The sequence below is a fragment of the Polaribacter sp. Hel1_33_96 genome (assembly GCF_002846595.1).
GTDB lineage: Bacteria > Bacteroidota > Bacteroidia > Flavobacteriales > Flavobacteriaceae > Polaribacter.
The window spans coordinates 464523-482486 of record NZ_PJMV01000001.1 but is presented as its reverse complement, the minus strand read 5'-3'; the positions used below and the strand labels follow the sequence as shown (position 1 = coordinate 482486).

13 protein-coding genes and 1 tRNA gene are annotated in these 17964 nt (G+C 31.9%); 5 read left to right on the top strand and 9 right to left on the bottom strand.

Translation table 11 applies throughout. The annotated features are described in order from the left end of the window. Positions 1 to 31: 31 nt before the first annotated feature. Together pckA and ATE90_RS02160 are read right to left on the bottom strand one after the other, a co-directional pair. The gene (gene pckA, locus ATE90_RS02165) at positions 32 to 1642 is read right to left on the bottom strand and encodes a phosphoenolpyruvate carboxykinase (ATP) (RefSeq protein WP_036783378.1); all 1611 of its coding nucleotides are present in this window, start codon (positions 1640 to 1642) and stop codon (positions 32 to 34) included. 87 nt (positions 1643 to 1729) lie between these two features. After that, the gene (locus ATE90_RS02160) at positions 1730 to 2110 is read right to left on the bottom strand and encodes a DUF423 domain-containing protein (RefSeq protein WP_101450701.1); all 381 of its coding nucleotides are present in this window, start codon (positions 2108 to 2110) and stop codon (positions 1730 to 1732) included. A 70-nt stretch (positions 2111 to 2180) separates the two neighbouring features. Here ATE90_RS02160 and ATE90_RS02155 point away from each other — a divergent pair, with 70 nt between their 5' ends. After that, entirely contained in the window at positions 2181 to 3548 is a 1368-nt protein-coding gene (locus ATE90_RS02155; protein ID WP_036783374.1) for a saccharopine dehydrogenase family protein, read from the top strand. 93 nt (positions 3549 to 3641) lie between these two features. Here ATE90_RS02155 and ATE90_RS02150 read toward each other — a convergent pair whose 3' ends face one another. Next, a complete protein-coding gene (locus tag ATE90_RS02150; protein ID WP_036783371.1) occupies positions 3642 to 4364 on the bottom strand; it encodes a tRNA1(Val) (adenine(37)-N6)-methyltransferase in 723 nt (240 codons plus the stop codon). Positions 4365 to 4772: 408 nt separating this feature from the next. Between ATE90_RS02150 and ATE90_RS02145 the strand changes: the two genes are divergently transcribed. Beyond that, the gene (locus tag ATE90_RS02145) at positions 4773 to 5186 is read left to right on the top strand and encodes a hypothetical protein (RefSeq protein ID WP_036783368.1); all 414 of its coding nucleotides are present in this window, start codon (positions 4773 to 4775) and stop codon (positions 5184 to 5186) included. A gap of 185 nt (positions 5187 to 5371) precedes the next feature. On the opposite strand, the gene ATE90_RS02140 is transcribed toward ATE90_RS02145, so the two are convergent. The 3 genes from ATE90_RS02140 to ATE90_RS02130 all read right to left on the bottom strand — a co-directional run bounded on the left by ATE90_RS02140 (position 5372) and on the right by ATE90_RS02130 (position 6570). Beyond that, positions 5372 to 5456: transfer RNA gene (locus tag ATE90_RS02140), tRNA-Ser, on the bottom strand. A gap of 33 nt (positions 5457 to 5489) precedes the next feature. Next, positions 5490 to 6014: a ribosome maturation factor RimM gene (gene rimM / locus ATE90_RS02135; protein WP_036783365.1), complete on the bottom strand. Its 525-nt coding sequence runs from the start codon at positions 6012 to 6014 to the stop codon at positions 5490 to 5492. Positions 6015 to 6033: 19 nt separating this feature from the next. Further along, a complete protein-coding gene (locus ATE90_RS02130) occupies positions 6034 to 6570 on the bottom strand; it encodes a 30S ribosomal protein S16 (RefSeq protein WP_036783362.1) in 537 nt (178 codons plus the stop codon). Between the two features lie 391 nt (positions 6571 to 6961). Between ATE90_RS02130 and dnaE the strand changes: the two genes are divergently transcribed. The 3 genes from dnaE (at position 6962) to ATE90_RS02115 (ending at position 13341) form a co-directional block, all read left to right on the top strand. Further along, positions 6962 to 11299 carry a DNA polymerase III subunit alpha gene (gene dnaE, locus ATE90_RS02125; RefSeq protein WP_036783359.1) on the top strand — a complete coding sequence of 1446 codons (4338 nt, stop codon included), beginning with the start codon at positions 6962 to 6964 and terminating at the stop codon, positions 11297 to 11299. Between the two features lie 81 nt (positions 11300 to 11380). After that, the gene (locus ATE90_RS02120; protein ID WP_036783357.1) at positions 11381 to 12694 is read left to right on the top strand and encodes a D-arabinono-1,4-lactone oxidase; all 1314 of its coding nucleotides are present in this window, start codon (positions 11381 to 11383) and stop codon (positions 12692 to 12694) included. Continuing rightward, a complete protein-coding gene (locus tag ATE90_RS02115) occupies positions 12694 to 13341 on the top strand; it encodes an HAD family hydrolase (protein ID WP_101450699.1) in 648 nt (215 codons plus the stop codon). Before ATE90_RS02120 ends, ATE90_RS02115 begins: the two co-directional genes overlap by 1 nt. A 61-nt stretch (positions 13342 to 13402) precedes the next feature. On the opposite strand, the gene gldA is transcribed toward ATE90_RS02115, so the two are convergent. The 3 genes from gldA to ATE90_RS02100 are packed head-to-tail and all read right to left on the bottom strand — an operon-like array spanning position 13403 to position 17940. After that, positions 13403 to 14296: a gliding motility-associated ABC transporter ATP-binding subunit GldA gene (gene gldA / locus ATE90_RS02110; protein WP_036783351.1), complete on the bottom strand. Its 894-nt coding sequence runs from the start codon at positions 14294 to 14296 to the stop codon at positions 13403 to 13405. Positions 14297 to 14343: 47 nt separating this feature from the next. Continuing rightward, the gene (locus ATE90_RS02105; protein WP_441339155.1) at positions 14344 to 15156 is read right to left on the bottom strand and encodes a hypothetical protein; all 813 of its coding nucleotides are present in this window, start codon (positions 15154 to 15156) and stop codon (positions 14344 to 14346) included. Between the two features lie 24 nt (positions 15157 to 15180). After that, positions 15181 to 17940 carry a carboxypeptidase-like regulatory domain-containing protein gene (locus ATE90_RS02100; protein ID WP_036783349.1) on the bottom strand — a complete coding sequence of 920 codons (2760 nt, stop codon included), beginning with the start codon at positions 17938 to 17940 and terminating at the stop codon, positions 15181 to 15183. Positions 17941 to 17964: the final 24 nt, after the last annotated feature.

Here is a 17964-nt window from a genome sequence, read left to right as displayed (position 1 = left end):
ATGTTTTTTTTAGCCAATAAGTATTAAATAGTTAAAAGTTATATCTCTGCGGACCTCCTCTGCGTATTTCTTCACTTGCATATTCTTCAAATTGCTTAAAATTCACTCTAAAAGCATTCGATAATTGAAAAGCAGTTTTATAATAAGCGTCATCATTATTCCAAGTTGTTCTTGGGCTTAATAATTCTGCCGGAACTCCTGGGCAAGTTCTAGGTTGTGCAACTCCAAATACTGAATGAATGTGGTAATTTTCATAAGTATAATCACTCAAATCACCGTTTAAAACAGCAGTAATCATAGCACGTGTATACTTCAAGGGCATTCTTCTGCCAACTCCATATTTACCACCAGACCAACCTGTATTCACCAACCAAACATTAACTCCGGCATCCTTCATTTTTTTACTTAACATTTCTGCATATCTTGTGGGATGTAATGGCATAAAAGGTGCACCAAAACAAGCTGAAAAACTTGGCATAGGCTCTGTTACTCCTGCTTCTGTACCCGCAACTTTTGCGGTATAACCAGATATAAAATGATATGCTGCTTGACTTGGCGTTAATTTAGAGATTGGAGGCAAAACACCAAAAGCATCTGCTGTTAAAAAGAAAATATTTTTTGGATTTTCACCTATGGAGGGTTTCTGAATATTATCTATATGATAAATTGGATAACTAACTCTCGTATTCTGAGTTATAGAAGTGTCAGTAAAATCGATCGCTCCTTGGTCATCCATGACTACATTCTCTAAAATTGCTCCTTTTTTAATGGCTGCAAAAATCTCTGGTTCTTGTTCTTTTGATAAATTGATCACTTTTGCATAACAGCCTCCTTCAAAGTTAAATACCTTATTTTCTTCTGTCCAACCATGTTCATCATCACCAATTAAACTTCTATTTGGGTCTGTAGATAAGGTTGTTTTTCCTGTTCCAGAAAGTCCAAAGAAAATAGCCGTATCTCCTTCTTTACCAATATTTGCAGAGCAATGCATTGGTAACGTATTTTTAAAAACAGGAAGTATAAAGTTTAGCGCAGAAAAAATTCCTTTTTTAATTTCACCTGTGTAGCCTGTGCCGCCAATCAATGCAATTTTTTTTGTGAAATTTAAAATGGCAAAATTGTGCTGTCTTGTTCCATCTATTGCTGCATCAGCCATAAAACCTGGTGCATTGATTACGGTCCATTCAGGAGCAAAATTTTCTAATTCTTTTTCTGTTGGTCGTAAAAACATATTGTAAGCAAACATATTACTCCACGGATACTCATTAACAACTCTGATGCTTAGTTTATAATTTTCATCTGCACAAGCAAAACTATCTCTTACAAAAATTTCTTTTTCAGATAAATAATCCACAACTTTGTTGTAAAGCTTGTCAAATTTATCCTCTTCAAAAGGTAAATTAATTTTACTCCACCAAACTTCATCCTTCGTAACGTTGTCTTTTACAATAAAACGATCCATCGGTGAGCGTCCCGTAAATTCTCCTGTATTCACAGCAAGTGCTCCTAAAGAAGAAACAACACCTTGTCCTTTTTTTATTGTTGCATCATGTAAATCATTAGAATTTAGCTGATAACGAATTGTTGCATTTTTGATTCCTAGATTATTTAACGAAATCGATTTCGTATTTGTATCTACCATATCAATATAATTTGTTGTTTTTAGTATCCTACAAAATTAAACAATAATTTAAAACAGGACTCTTTTTGCTCAAAAATTATTAATATTTTATTTGTTAAAGTATTTTTTTATAAATATTACCATCATTGAAACCCAACCTATTACAAAGAAAAAACCTCCTAAAGGTGTTACAAACCAAATAGATTTTGCCGTAATTGAGGTAAGCTGAATTAGGTAAATTGATCCAGAAAAGAATAAAACCCCCATGAAGAACAAAATACTAATTACATTTTTTTGTTTCGCTGAAAAACCTTCAAAAATATTTACAAATAATAATACAATAGCATGATACATTTGATAACGCACTGCGGTTTCAAAACTCAATAATTGCTCTGCAGTCAGTATTTCTTTTAAGGCATGTGCTCCAAAAGCCCCTAAAATAACTGCTGATAATCCTAAAAAACAAGTAATTATAATATTTTTAAACATTTTTATGTGTTTTTGTTAAATTTTAAACAAATAGAGTATCTTCGTTTTTGTAAAAATACATCTTTCTTTTATGAAAAATATTCTAATTATTGGTGCCGGAAAATCAAGTTCTTATCTCATTAAATATTTATTAGATAAATCTAATGAAGAAGACCTACGGCTCACCATTGCCGATATTTCAACAGAAAATGCACTGAAATTAATCAATCATCATAAAAATGCCAAAGCCATCATTCTAGATGTTTTTAATGCATTTGAGCGCGAAAAAGAAATTAAAAAAACAGACCTAGTTATTTCAATGTTGCCTGCTCGCTTTCATACAGAAGTCGCAAAAGATTGCATCAGATTTCAAAAACATATGGTTACTGCGTCTTACATCTCTGAAGAAATGAAAGCTCTTGATGACGCAGCAAAAGAAAAAGGTTTGGTTTTTATGAATGAAATTGGCTTAGATCCTGGTTTAGATCACATGAGTGCCATGCAAATAATTGATAGAATTAGAGGAAATGATGCTAAAATGTTATTGTTTGAATCTTTTTGTGGTGGATTGGTTGCACCTGAAAGTGATAATAACTTATGGAACTATAAGTTTACTTGGAACCCAAGAAACGTAGTTTTAGCAGGGCAAGGAGGCGCTGCCATGTTTATCCAAGAAGGCACCTATAAATACATACCGTATCATAAATTATTTAGGAGAACAGAATTCTTAAAAATAAATAATGCCAATTATGAAGCCTATGCAAATAGAGATTCTCTCGCATACAGAAGTATTTACGGTTTAGATACAATCGCAACAATGTATAGAGGAACCATAAGAAAAGTAGGTTTTTCTAGAGCATGGAATATTTTTGTGCAATTAGGTATGACAGATGATTCTTATACCATTGAAGATTCAGAAAACATGAGTTACCGAGATTTTGTAAACTTATTTTTAGCCTACTCTCCATCGGACTCTGTAGAACTAAAATTACGATCTTATCTAAAAATTGATCAAGATGATGTAATGTGGGAGAAGTTAATAGAACTCGATATTTTTAATCCGAAGAAAAAAATTGGAGTTAAAAATGCCACACCTGCTCAAATATTACAGAAAATTTTATTGGATTCTTGGACCTTGCAAGAAGAAGAAAAAGATATGATTGTAATGCAGCATCTATTTGGTTATGAAATTAATGGAAAAAAATATCAAATTGAAAGCAGTTTAGTTGTTACCGGAGAAAATCAAACCTATACCGCTATGGCCAAAACAGTAGGCTTGCCAGTTGCCATTGCTGCTTTAAAAATTTTAAAAGGAGAAATTACAAGCCCTGGTGTTCAAAGACCAATTACAAAAGAGGTATATGAACCTATCCTAAAAGAATTAGAAGAACATGGAATAAAATTCTCAGAAAAAAAAGTGCCTTATTTAGGATATAATCCTAATCATGTAATGGGATAGAAGCTTGTTTAATCCTGTGATTTTTGAAAAATAAAAATTTGTATCGAGAGTTTTTAACAAAACATCTCGATACAAATTTGATAAAAAATAAAATTACATCTTTACATAAAAATCTTTGGTCAGGTTTATATACGCTTGGGTATATTGATGACGACCAGTTTCTATCACTAAATGCTCTTCTCTAATTTTTGATGGCTGAAAAGAAAACTCAAATAAGCATCTTTTTATTGCTGAAGATGCATTGCCTTGAACTCTACAAACCCTATTTAAAAATAAATTATGTTGCTTGGCTAAATTAACAAAAGAATCTTCTTCTTTAAAAGGGAGAATTACTGAAAACTTACCGTTTTCAGATAAAATTTTAGAAACACCAATAATCAATTCTTCAAAAGATAAAGACGATGTAAAACGCGCTTTATTTCTTGCCTCATCTGCAGATTCAAACGTATCCGTATAAAATGGTGGATTCGAAACAATTAAATCATAAGTTTCTTCTTCCTCAGTAATTTCAATAGCAAATTCTTGAAAAGTAGTATTGTAGCAATACAAACGATCTCCCCAATCTGAATGCTCAAAATTTTCTACCGTTTGTTCATATGCATTTTCATCAACCTCAACAGCATCTATGGTCATGGCATCAGAACGTTGCGCAAGCATTAAAGCAATAACACCCGTACCCGCACCAATATCTAAAATTGAATTTGAATACTCATTCAAAGCGCACCAAGCACCTAATAAAACGCCATCAGTACCAACTTTCATAGCTGTTTTAGCTTGGTGAATAGTAAATTCTTTAAATTTAAAAGGTTGACTCATTTAAAAACTAAAAATTATTTCAATGCTTTTTAAAACACACAAAAATTAAATGTGCACTTGTTTTGTATAAGTACAAATTTATAACAAAATCAGCCAATAGCAATCTTGTAGAGAACTAACTATTTTAAAAATGAAACCTCATCATTTAGCAACTTCATTTTTTACTTCATTCGTTCCTAATGCTTCGTAATAATACTTTTTTTCATGAGATTATATCACACAGTGGGTTTGTGCTTACTAGGAGAAACGACGTGGCAATCTGTTTGTTTTTATTTTCAATCCTGAGATTACTTAGTTATTCATCCCTCTTTCCTTATCCTGACGATCGGTTAGCATTAAAAAAGACAAACTATTAAAAGTAACTGGAGATTTAATATATTTGAATATTAATTATTTTACTTTTATTTAATGAAGAAGTTTACGGCAATGCTTATCCTTTTGGCCCTACTCGCTTGTGAAAAAAATAATCTATTAACACCTCAGGAAGTAGAAGAACTTATTACAAAAGATATTGAAATTATTTTTACAACCAACGAACCCAATTATGATGAAGTGATGATAACTTATTACGATTTTAGTATTGGCACTGATATTGCCAAAGCCTATCCTTTCGAATATGATATTGATGGAAATTCACTTCCTTTAAAAATCATTTTTGAAAATTATAAATATAAAACAATCAGAGGAGAAGGCTTTAGAAACAACTTTAGTGAAGCAGAATTAAAAGTTCAACTTTATATTGATTCAAGATTAGTTAAAGAACGAAAAAGTAATGGCACTAGTACTATTTTTGCTAGAGTTAATTTTAACTACGATATTTAAAATTATTTTTATTTTATTGAACTCAAGATACGTACCCTAAAAAGAAGTATAATTTCGTAAACGTTCAAAGTTGTTTTTTATACGAGCTATTGGATTTTTCCATGCTGTTCAAGTTCAACTTAATGCACTAGGTATTCCTAACTTAGCGCTAATTTAATGTAACTGGTTGATTACCAGTGTAATTGTAGAGAGGAAGGGATTCGAACCCTCGATACGTTGCCGTATACACGCTTTCCAAGCGTGCGCCTTCGACCACTCGGCCACCTCTCTTTCTTATACTGAACTAGGTTCAGAATATGTAAACTATAAATAAAGTTCTATTAAACCACCAGGAGTTTCTACCTGAATCGTTTTGTTTTCTCTGTCTACTTTTTTTATGAAATCGTCAATCATCGGAATAAAAATTTCTTTTCCTTCTCTATCAATTTCAAAAAGTGGCTGCGCAGCTTTGTCGTTTATATGAACAATTGTCCCTACTTCTCCAAAATTAGCATCCACAACTGTAAAACCAATTACTTCATGAAAGTAAAATTTATTTCCAGATAATTTTGGCAATAAATCCATAGGTAAATAAATTCCGCATTTTAAAATTGAATCTGCTTCTTCTTCAGAATATACATCTTCAAATTGTACACGTAATTGATTCCCTTTATGTAGTGAACTTTTTTCAATAAAAAATGGAACCAGATTACTGCCAAATTCGACATAAACTGATTCCATTTCCTTATACAACTCAGGCTCGTCTGTATCTAATTTGATAACAACTTCGCCTTTAAAACTATATTTTGTTACGATTTTGCCTAAATAAAAACAATCTTCTTTACGCATTATCGTAATTCTTTATAATTTATTCTGCTGCTTTTGATGCTGCTTCATCAATTGTTTCTGGAGCTGCTTCAACTTCAGCAACTGCCTCTTCAACAACCTCTTCAACAACTGGTTTAGCTGCTTCAATTCTTGCTTCGTTCACAGCTTTTTCTGCTGCCAATGCTGCTGCTTTCGCTTCAGATTGTGCTTTAGATAATCCTGCTTCTTTATCAGAAACTTTAGCTGCTTTTTCTTCTAACCAAACCGCAAATTTTGCATCTGCTTGCTCTTGAGTTAAAGCACCCTTGCGAATACCACCAACTAAATGATTTTTTAACATCGCACCTTTATAAGATAAAATGTTTTTTGCAGTATCGGTTGGCTGTGCACCATTTTGTAACCATTCTACAGCTTTATCAACATTTAAATCAATAATTGCAGGGTTAACGTTTGGATTGTAAGTACCTATTTTCTCTAAGTATTTACCATCTCTTTTTGCACGAGCATCAGCGGCAACGATCCAATAGAATGGTTTCCCTTTTTTACCGTGTCTTTGTAATCTAATCTTTACAGACATAATTTGTTAATTTTTTAAGGTTCTCGACCTTGATTATTAAAAATCTTACCATCTCGTAGTAAGTGGGCGCAAAAATACAAAACCTTTTTAAACTAAAATGAGATTTGTTAATATTTTTTTATGGCGTTCGAGCAGGCTTTCACCACTACCTTTTTATGATGCTGAATTTAATTCAGTATCTACCCAATTCAAGAAAAAATTAAATTTTCATAAACGATCCTGAAACGATTTCAGTATAAAAAAAGAGCTCAAACAGGCTATTCAATCCCTAATGGCCTTGCAGATAAACAATCAACAATAGTTAATAACTTCCAAGTAAAATCTCTTCAAAAAAATGTAAATTTACAGTTACTTTTAAACGAACAAAATCATCCATAAATAAACTTTTTTCATGTATTTAATTTTCGATACCGAAACTACAGGTTTACCAAAAAGTTGGAACGCCCCTATTACAGATACAGATAACTGGCCAAGATGCGTTCAAATTGCCTGGCAATTGCATGATGAAATGGGGATTGTATTAGAACACAACGATTTTCTAATAAAACCAGATAATTTCAACATTCCTTATGACGCAGAGAGAATTCATGGAATTTCTACGGAATTAGCCGAAGAACAAGGAATTTCTTTAGACGAAGGTTTACAATTATTTAACGAAGCTTTAGAAAAAACAACCTTTATTGTTGGTCAGAATTTAAATTTCGATTTGAATATTATGGGATGTGAGTTCCATAGATTAGGTGTTGAAAACAAACTTACATCACTTCCAATTTTGGACACTTGTACAGAAAAAACAGCATTCATGTGTCAGATTCCTGGAGGTCGTGGAGGAAAATTTAAATTACCAACATTAACAGAATTACATACCCATTTATTTGGTGCTGGTTTTGGTGAAGCGCACAATGCAACTGCCGATGTTGAAGCAACAACTCGCTGTTTTTTAGAATTAATTCGTTTAAGAGAATTCACAAAAGAACAATTAGATGTTGATGCATCGTATTTCAAAAATTTCTCTGAAGCCAATCCCAAACCAATTCAGTTTATTGGATTAAAACACATCAACCTTAAAAAAGAAAGCGATAAAATTCGCAAACGTCTTGAGAAATTAAAAAATACAGCAACTACAAAATCTACTTCTGATGGTTTAGCTGCATTAGAAAATGTACAGTTTTCACATTTACACAATCATACGCAATTTTCGGTTTTGCAATCTACCATGCAAATTGGCAATATTGTAAAGGCTGCTGCAAAAGACAATATGCCAGCAGTTGCTATGACAGATACTGCGAACATGATGGCTTCTTTTCATTTTGTTAGCGCTATTTTAAATCATAACAAAACAGCAGAGACTCCAATGAAACCTATTGTTGGTTGCGAGTTTAATGTTTGTGAAGATCATAAAAATAAATCGCAGAAGGACAATGGCTATCAAGTTGTTTTATTAGCAAAAAACAAAAAAGGATATCACAATTTAGCAAAAATGTCTTCTATTGCTTTTGTAGATGGTTTTTACTATGTTCCGAGAATTGATAGAGAAATTATCAAAAAATACAAAGAGGATATTATTGTTTTAACTGGAAATTTATTCGGTGAGGTGCCGAGTAAAATTTTAAATCTTGGAGAAAAACAAGCTGAAGACGCACTACTTTGGTGGAAAGAGGAATTTAAAGACGATTTTTATATTGAGTTGATGCGTCATAACCAACAAGATGAAAAAATTGTAAATGAAACCTTATTAAAGTTTTCTAAAAATCATGATATTAAAATCGTTGCCACAAATAACACCTTTTACTTAGAGCAAAAAGACTCTAATGCACACGATATTTTATTATGTGTAAAAGACGGTGAAAAACAAGCTACACCTAAAGGAAAAGGTCGTGGTTACAGATACGGTTTGCCAAACGATGAGTATTACTTTAAGTCTACAGCAGAGATGAAAGCACTCTTTGCAGATCTACCTGAAGCCATTATAAATATTCAAGAAATTGTAGATAAGATTGAAATTTTCACATTGGCCCGTGATGTTTTATTACCTGCCTTTGATATTCCGGACGAATTTAAAGACGTAAAAGATGAAGAAGATGAAGGAAAACGTGGAGAGAATAATTTTTTAAAACACTTAACTTTTGTAGGTGCTAAAAAACGATATGGTGAGATTACAGAATCTATCAAAGAACGTTTAGATTTTGAGCTTTCCGTAATTGAAAAAACAGGATACCCTGGTTATTTTTTAATTGTGGAAGATTTTATACGAGAGGCAAGAAATATGGATGTGGCTGTTGGGCCAGGACGTGGATCAGCTGCAGGTTCTGTAGTTGCTTTTTGTCTGTGGATAACCAATATTGATCCCATTAAATATGACTTACTTTTTGAGCGTTTCTTAAATCCAGAACGTGTTTCCATGCCAGATATTGATATTGATTTTGATGACGAAGGCCGCGGAAGAGTCATGGATTATGTAATTAATAAATATGGTGCCAATCAGGTTGCTCAAATTATTACCTACGGAACCATGGCTGCAAAATCATCTATTAGAGATACCGCCAGAGTTTTAGATTTACCACTTTTTGAAGCCGATAAGATTGCAAAGCTAATTCCGCTTATCAAACTAAAAAATATTTTTGGTGAGGATGCAAAAAGTAAAGGAAAAGTTGCAGGTCTTAGAGCTGAAGAAAAACAACTTGTGGAAGAATTAAAGAACATTTCTTACGGAAGCGATTTAGCGGCAGAAACGATAAATAAAGCTACTATTTTAGAAGGTTCTGTGAGAAATACGGGAATTCATGCCTGTGGTGTTATTATCACGCCTAGTGATATTACCAACTATGTACCGGTTGCTTTGGCAAAGGATTCTGACATGTATGTTACTCAATTTGATAACTCTGTGGTAGAGTCTGCAGGTTTGTTGAAAATGGATTTCTTAGGATTAAAAACATTGACTTTAATTAAGGATACGGTAAAAATTGTAAAAGCAAAGCATAATGTTGATTTAGATCCAGAAAATTTTCCTCTAGATGACGAAAAAACCTATGAACTTTTTCAAAAAGGAGAAACTGTTGGTATTTTTCAATATGAATCTCCCGGAATGCAAAAACACATGCGTTCTTTAAAACCAACAGTTTTTGCAGATTTAATTGCAATGAATGCATTGTACAGACCAGGGCCAATGGAATATATTCCGTCTTTTATCAACAGAAAACACGGAACAGAAGATATCGAATATGACTTGCCTGCCATGGAAGAATATCTAGCAGAAACCTACGGAATTACAGTCTATCAGGAGCAAGTAATGTTACTCTCGCAAAAATTAGCAGATTTCACAAAAGGTGAAGCCGATGTTCTGCGTAAAGCAATGGGTAAAAAACAAATTGCGGTTCTAGACAAAATGAAGCCTAAATTTGTAGAACAAGCTGCTGCAAATGGTCATGATGCAGAAAAATTAGAGAAAATCTGGAAAGATTGGGAAGCCTTTGCCAGTTATGCTTTTAACAAATCGCACTCTACTTGTTATGCATGGATTGCCTACCAAACAGCTTATTTAAAAGCACATTACCCTGCTGAATATATGGCTTCTGTACTTTCTAATAATATGAACGATATTAAATCTGTTTCGTTTTTCATGGAAGAATGTAAACGCATGGGCTTAGCTGTTTTAGGTCCAGATTTAAATGAATCATACTTAAAATTTTCTGTAAATAATGAAGGCGCTGTTCGTTTTGGAATGGCAGCGGTAAAAGGAGTTGGTGCATCTGCCGTGAGAGCCATTATCAAAGAAAGAAAAGAAAATGGAAATTATACTTCTATTTTTGATTTGGCAAAACGAGTAGATTTAAGAGCTGCCAATAAAAAATCTTTTGATAGTTTAATAAAAGCAGGTGCTTTTGATTCTTTTTCAGATACACATAGAGCGCAATATTTTGCCGTAGACGAAAAAGGCATGACCTTTTTAGAACGGTCTATGAAATTTGGAAGTAAATACCAAGAAAACGAGAATTCTGCTCAAGTATCTATGTTTGGGGAAGCCTCTAACATTCAATTTCCAGAACCAGACATTCCAGCATGTGAAACCTGGGGAAATATGGAGCTTTTATCTCAAGAAAAAGAAGTAATTGGTATTTATATTTCCGCACATCCTTTAGATGATTTTAAGAATGAAATGATTTTTTGTAATGCAACCTTAAAACATTTTAAAGAAGATCTTAGCAAATATGAAGGCGTAAACTTAACTTTTGCAGCTATCATTACAGATGTTCAACATCGAGTATCTAAGGCAGGTAAAGGTTGGGCTATGTTTACAATGGAAGATTACGGAGATAGTAACGAATTCAGAATTTTTGGTGAAGATTATTTAAGAATGAAACACTTTTTGACCCCGAATTCGTTCTTATTTGTCCGTTGCACAATTCAACCAGGATGGACGAATAAAGAGGGTATTAAAGGAGAACCTCGTTTAAAATTTACAGATTTTAAACTGTTACATGATATTATGGATGAACTTTGTAAAAAAGTAACTATAAGAATTCAACTACAAGAAATTAAGGAAGATACCATCCTAAATCTTGAAACTATTCTAAAAAATAATCCTGGTAAACAATCTTTAAATTTCACAATTTGGGATGCTAAAGAAAAAATTGAAGTCAGTTTACCTAGCCGAAACACCAAAGTTAAAATTTCGAATGAATTGCTAGCAACTCTAAAAAGCCAACAAATTAATTTTAAATTAAATTGATTCTAATTAACAAGGTAAAGTAAAACTAGTTCTTTTTAAGAAAGAGGTTTATTTATTTTTGCATCCAATTTTAGAAATTAAATGAAACAAGAAAAAAGTGGTGTCTGGCAGAGCTGGAACGAAAATATAAGTTACAATTACAAATCTCTTTATAAAATTACCTCTGAAGATGAATTGCAGCAAATCATAAAAAAATCAGAAAAAATTCGTTTTTTTGGAACCAAGCAATCTTCGGCTGATATTGCGTCTGGTACTGAGACTTTAGTGGACATTACTACCTATAATAAAATTTTATCCTATAACGATTCAGAACGCACTATTACTGTGCAGTCTGGACTCATATTAGGTGATTTACTGGAAGCTATCGAAGCAAAAGGTTGGTGTATTCCATGTTTACCTGACATTAATACAATTACTATTGGTGGCGCTTTGGCAACAGGAACCCATGGCACAAGTGGAAAATTATTGTGTGAATACATGACTGAATGTAGTCTTGTTTTAGCAGATGGTACTGTTAAAAAGATTAATGAGGAAGATGAACTAACAGATGCCGTTAGAGTTTCTCTGGGCGTTTTAGGCGTGATGTCTGAAATTACTTTTAAATGCGAACCTCTTTACACATTGCATATAAAAGAAGGTCCAGAAGACGATAGCGAATGGTTACCTAAAATTAAAGAGCGGTTAAAACAGCATGATTTCTTAAGAATTCTATGGCTTCCTCATACTGATAAAGGATACGTAATTACGGGTGATAAAATTGATTCCAATACAGAGATTATAGAAGATCTGGGGCCTAAATACCTAAAGCACCGAAGAAAAGCTTCTAAAATATTATATAAATACACACATATTTTTCCTTGGATAACAGCCATTGCCAATAAACTTCTATATAGAGGTTTTTTTAGTGCAACGAAAGAACATAAAGGTTCATTATACCAAGCTACGGTTACTAAATCTAGAGGTTCTACTTTAGAATTAGCAGAATGGACCATTGGTTTGGATACATTTCCAAAAGTGTTTGAAGAATTAAAAACTGAAATTAATAAATGGAGTAATAAATCCTTTATTCATATTCCTATGGATATCCGTTTTGTGTATAAAGACAAATCTTGGTTAAGCTATGCTTATGGAAAAGATACGGTTACAATGGGATGTGTTTCAAGAAATGCAGCTACCGCAGACACGTATGAAGCTTTTAAAAGTATTGAGAACATTTTTCTAAAATATGGCGGAAAACCTCATTGGGGAAAACGTTTTGTAGCCAAAGATGCTGAATTGTCTAAAATTTATGACAAATGGCAAGATTTTAAACTTTTAAGAAAAAAATTAGATCCAACTAATAAATTTTTAAACCCATATTTAACGAAATTATTCAACGAAAAAACAAATAACTAATGAACCCAAAAGGATTTTTATTTGATTTTGATGGTGTAATCGTAGATAGTTTTGAGAGTCATTATTCGGCTTGGACTTCTGCTTTTAAAGAATTATTTGGTAAGGAAATAGCCACATTCCCAAAAAGTTGTGCGGGAAAATCTCCTATGATCATTTCAGAATATTTTTGCAGTGTTATTGGCAAAAAACAACATACTGAAGAATTATTTTTTCTCAAGGATAAACATTTAGATGTGCACTTTACTTTACCAAAATTACTGCCTGGCGTTCATGAATTTACGCAGTTTCTAACAAAAGAAAACATTCCTTACGGAATTGCGAGTAATGCTACAAAACAGTTTTTAAAGAATAGTGTTCATCATTTGAAGTTGAACTTTACGACCGTTTTTGGTGTGGAAGATTATGAAAAACCAAAACCTTCTCCAGAAGCATATATTACGTTAGCGAAAGCATTAGGATTTCATACAAATAATTTTAAAGATATCTGGGTTTTTGAAGATAGCTTAACAGGAACAGAAGCTGCAAAATTAGCAGGCATGATTCCTATTGGAATTTTAACACAATATTCGAAAGAAAAACTTACAAAAGCTGGAAGTGTTTTAGTTTTCCCCACGTTGTTAGAAGCGTATAAATATTTAATAAATTAAATATTTACTACAGATTTTTTTTTAGCCCCCAGCTTGTTGCGAAAAAAATTGAATAAAAAACCTATGCAGTAATTTCTCTAAACAAGGTTTCTAAAGTCTTATTTTGTGTATTTAAACCAAGAATTTTAAGTCCGTTTTCTTGCGAAAAATCAAATACTTTTGGACGCATATCTTCTTCACTCTCAAAAGTAATACACCAATTATTGTCGTAGTTATTTTTATAAGAAACTACATTTGGTAATTTATTAATCCACTGTTCTTGAATTTTATTATCAAAGGTAACATCTATGGTTTGTTGCTTATTTTCTTGGAGCTCCGAGAGCTTCTTATCAATCATAATCTTACCTTTTTTAATGATGAGAACTCTATCGCAAACGGCTTCTACTTCTTGCATAATATGTGTAGAAAACAAGACCGTTTTATCTTTTCCCAATTCTTTTATTAATGCTCTAATTTCAACTAGTTGATTAGGATCTAAACCTGTTGTTGGTTCATCTAAGATTAAAACTTTAGGATTGTGTAAAATGGTAGCAGCCAAACCAACTCTTTGCTGATATCCTTTTGATAATTGATTTATTTTCTTGTGAGCTTCTGAAGTTAAACCTACCCTCTCTATACAGCTTGAAATTTGGCTTTTATCAACTTTAAAAATAGTAGCCAAAAATTGCAAATATTCTCGCACATACATATCTGTATATAAAGGATTGTGTTCTGGTAAATACCCTATTATTTTTTGGGCTTCTAAAGGGTTTTGCAGCACATCAATTTCATCAACAAATACTTCCCCAGCATTTGGTTTTATAAAACCAGTAAGAATTTTCATCATGGTCGATTTCCCTGCTCCATTTGGACCTAAAAAACCAATAACTTCTCCTTTATTCGCCGAAAAGGACACATTATCTAATGCTTTTTGTGTTTTATAAATTTTAGAAACTGAAGTTACTTTAATAGACATTTAATAAGTGTAGTTTAAATTATATTGATAACGAATCTATGCTGCTTTTAGTCTACAGAATTTGAATCATTTAATCTTATTTTTCTAACATTCTTCATTCTAGACCAAGCAATTTTATGACGTTGTTTATATAACCACAAAGTTCCTAAATCTAATAAAAAATAGAAAAAACTAATGCCACTTGGTGGATTATGACTTGGTAAAAAATCAAAAACTCCCCAAGCTGTGGCTGGCCATTCCCAACACAAATAATGAGTACCAATAATTTCTAAATAAGCAACTGAAATATACATGGTTAAATAAAATAAACGCTCTCTTGGTTTTTTTCTTAGAATAAAAAGAGTTGCTATTGTCATTACAAAACCAAACACATCATTTTTAAAAACCAGGAAAACAGTCGCATAGATAAAAATGAAAATTGCCAAAAACCGCTCTATTTTTATTCTATTTTTTATAATTGATTTTGCTTTGGAGAAATACAAAACAGCTACATAGACTAAAGCATGACCTGGAGGTACATAGTGTGGCACATTTTCTAATCTATAGGTGTACATTCCTAAAACTATTGAAAATAAATACTCCCCTATAATTGCGATAATTACAGCAGAAATCATTTGCTCTTTTACTCTTCTATTTACTTTCCAAAAAGTAATTAAAAAGCCAATAAACATACTAATATTAGCATAAATTTGAGCATCCTCAGTAATTTCTAGCATATAGAAACTATCTAAAAATAATCCAAAAAGTATGAACAAATAAAGAGCTCCTAAACTCTTAGAAGTTGCGTAAAAAGAAGATTTTGATGCTAATAAACTCATGCTGCTAAAGTAAATAAAAAATGGCTCAATTTCTTGAGCCATTTTAAAAAACTAAGTTCTATTATGTTATAATTGATATCTCACTCTAAGACTAACATATCTTGGCAAAATAAATCTTTCGTTTACGTTGAACGAAATAATACTTTGATTTACAGAAGCTTGAGAACCTGTTGCTAATAAATTACTTCCAACCAATTCATATTCCCATTTTGCATCTTTATTTTTTCTATAGGCTAGCTTCGCATTCCAAATTTTAAATAAATTAAGCACATTTCCTTCTTGCCTCGTTTCGTTATAAGAAAAATCTGAACGAACTGTTAAAGAATTCCAGATATATGCATCAAAATTTATAGATGGCACATGCGTTATAGATTTTACATCTGCAGATCTGGCACTATTACTTTGGTCTGCAAAATTAACTCTGTATCTAAATGTTACATTTGGAGCTTTTGTAAAATTTGTACCAATACTTGCATTCAAACCTTTTGATATGTTTTCGTTCGTATTTTCTCTAGAGTTAATAAATTGATAGCTTTTGTTATAGGAGAAATTACCTCCTAATCTCATTCTAATCTTTTTAATGGTTTTACCAAGACCAAAGAAAGCGGTTAAACTTTCATTATCCAAAGGTGAATTGATACTCGTACTACTTGAAACTACCGAACCTGGTGCAAAAATGGTATTTCTATTTACTTGATCAGCAGTTTTTCTATAATTTATTCTTGCAAAAACATTACTTGCATTAAATAGATTAAAACTCGAATATCTTAATGTCAAATTATGAAAACTAGCATTTATTAAATCAGCGTTTCCAGCAAAGAAAGAGTTGTAACTATTGGCGACAATACCTCTTGCTATTTGGTTTACATCTGTAAAATTAACCTCTTGTTTATAGCTAAAATTTAAACTTTCGCTTCTTTTAAACTGGGCAATAACTTCAAATTCTGGCAAAAATTTAGCAAATTTATCTTGAAAAAATTCTGTACCATATTGTGTATTTTTTGAATTATAAGAATGGATTGTAAAACCAGGTGTAATCGTAAAAATACCAGCTTTTAAACGATATCTCAATCCAGCATAGATATCTGTAAAGTTATATTCTGTATCGTTTGTAGATTGTGCATCATTGATTCCAGGAATTGTAGGGTTTGGATCTAACTCAATACCATTATCTAAAATTTGAAAAAATCTAGAATTAAAATTTTGTGTACTCAAAATAGTACCAGCTACAAAGTTTAAATTACTCTTGGTATTTAAAATATAATAATAATCTAATTTTGCATCTAATTGATTTGATTTTACACGTCTATCTTGTTCTAAATTATAAAACATATTAGACCTATCTAAGCCTAAAGTTGAGGCTGCATCATCAAAACCATCCCTATCTTCAGGATTTATGGCATCATTATTATTTGGATCATTTTCTAATGAAGCTACATAAAACGGATCTTCATCTTGCAGTAAATGTTTCACTTCTAAAGCGAAGATACTTTTTTCACTTGCCGTATAAAAATAGCTTAAATTTTGATTTATTTTAAATGGCGTCGCTCTTTCAGTTTCTGTTATGTCACTTAAAACGCGAGAATTTATATCTTCAGTTTTAAATTCATTTGAAAAACGACCGGTAATATCATAATTTAATTGATTGTTAAAGTCTTTTTTATAAATTGAACTAAAACGAAATAAACCCGTATTACTTGTTTGATCTGTTGTATTATCAACTAGATCATCTGGAGTATTGGGATCTATATAATCTATAGAATTAATATTTCTTTGTCCGCTACTATTACCAGACCAAATTAAGAAACCACTTAAATCTAATTTTTTATTGGGAGAATAACTAAAGTTTAAGGCAGATAATTTAGTTTCAATTCTATTTGCGTTTCTGGCGCTGGCATTTAAAAAACCAATACCTGCATCTGCAATATTAATGTTTGTTCCATTCGATGGACTCTGACTTTGAAAGCCTCCTCCAAAACTTCTTACATCTCTTCTGCTTAAAACAACATCTCCAATATTATTTACATCTCCAATAACATTGATCGTATATTTAGGAGTGTAGTAGAACAATTTCGGTTGAAAAAGATATAAGCCATCATCGGGCGAATTTCCTGCACCTAAAGTTACATCTCCAAACCAAAAATTCTTTTTACCTTCTTTTAATTTGATATTAATAGCAACCCTATCTTGATTGTTTTGAACACCACTAAGTTGATTTACATTTGAATAATTTCTTAATACCTGAATTTTGTCTACTGCATTAGAAGGAATATTCTTAGAGGCTAATTTAGTATCACCACTAAAAAATTCTTTTCCATCCACCATTATTTTTTCAACAACTTTTCCTTCAACTTCAATTTCACCAGCATCATTTACTTCTACTCCCGGTAATTTTTTTAATACATCTTCCAACTTTCGTTCAGAACCATTTTTAAAGGAATCCGCATTATATATTATCGTATCTCCTTTAACAGTAACTGGCATTTTAGAAACAATAGTAATACCGTCTAACATTTTATCTTCGACCATGTTAAAACTCTGAGAAATGTTAGTTTCTTTGGTCGTAATAAATGTGCTAACTTCCTTATAACCTATGTAACTAATTTTAATGTTATAAACTGTATTATTTCTCAAATCCAATTTAAAATTTCCCTTGGCATCTGTAAAACCGAAGGAAGCAATTCTTTTCGCAACTGTATCTAGTGCAATTACATTTGCCATTTCTAAAGGACTTCCAATAGAATCTTTCACAACACCCCTTAAATTAATTTGAGCAGTTGAAACCCAAGACACCATAAAAATGGTGATAAGTATAATTTTTTTCATATGATAATGATTAAGTTTAGTCAG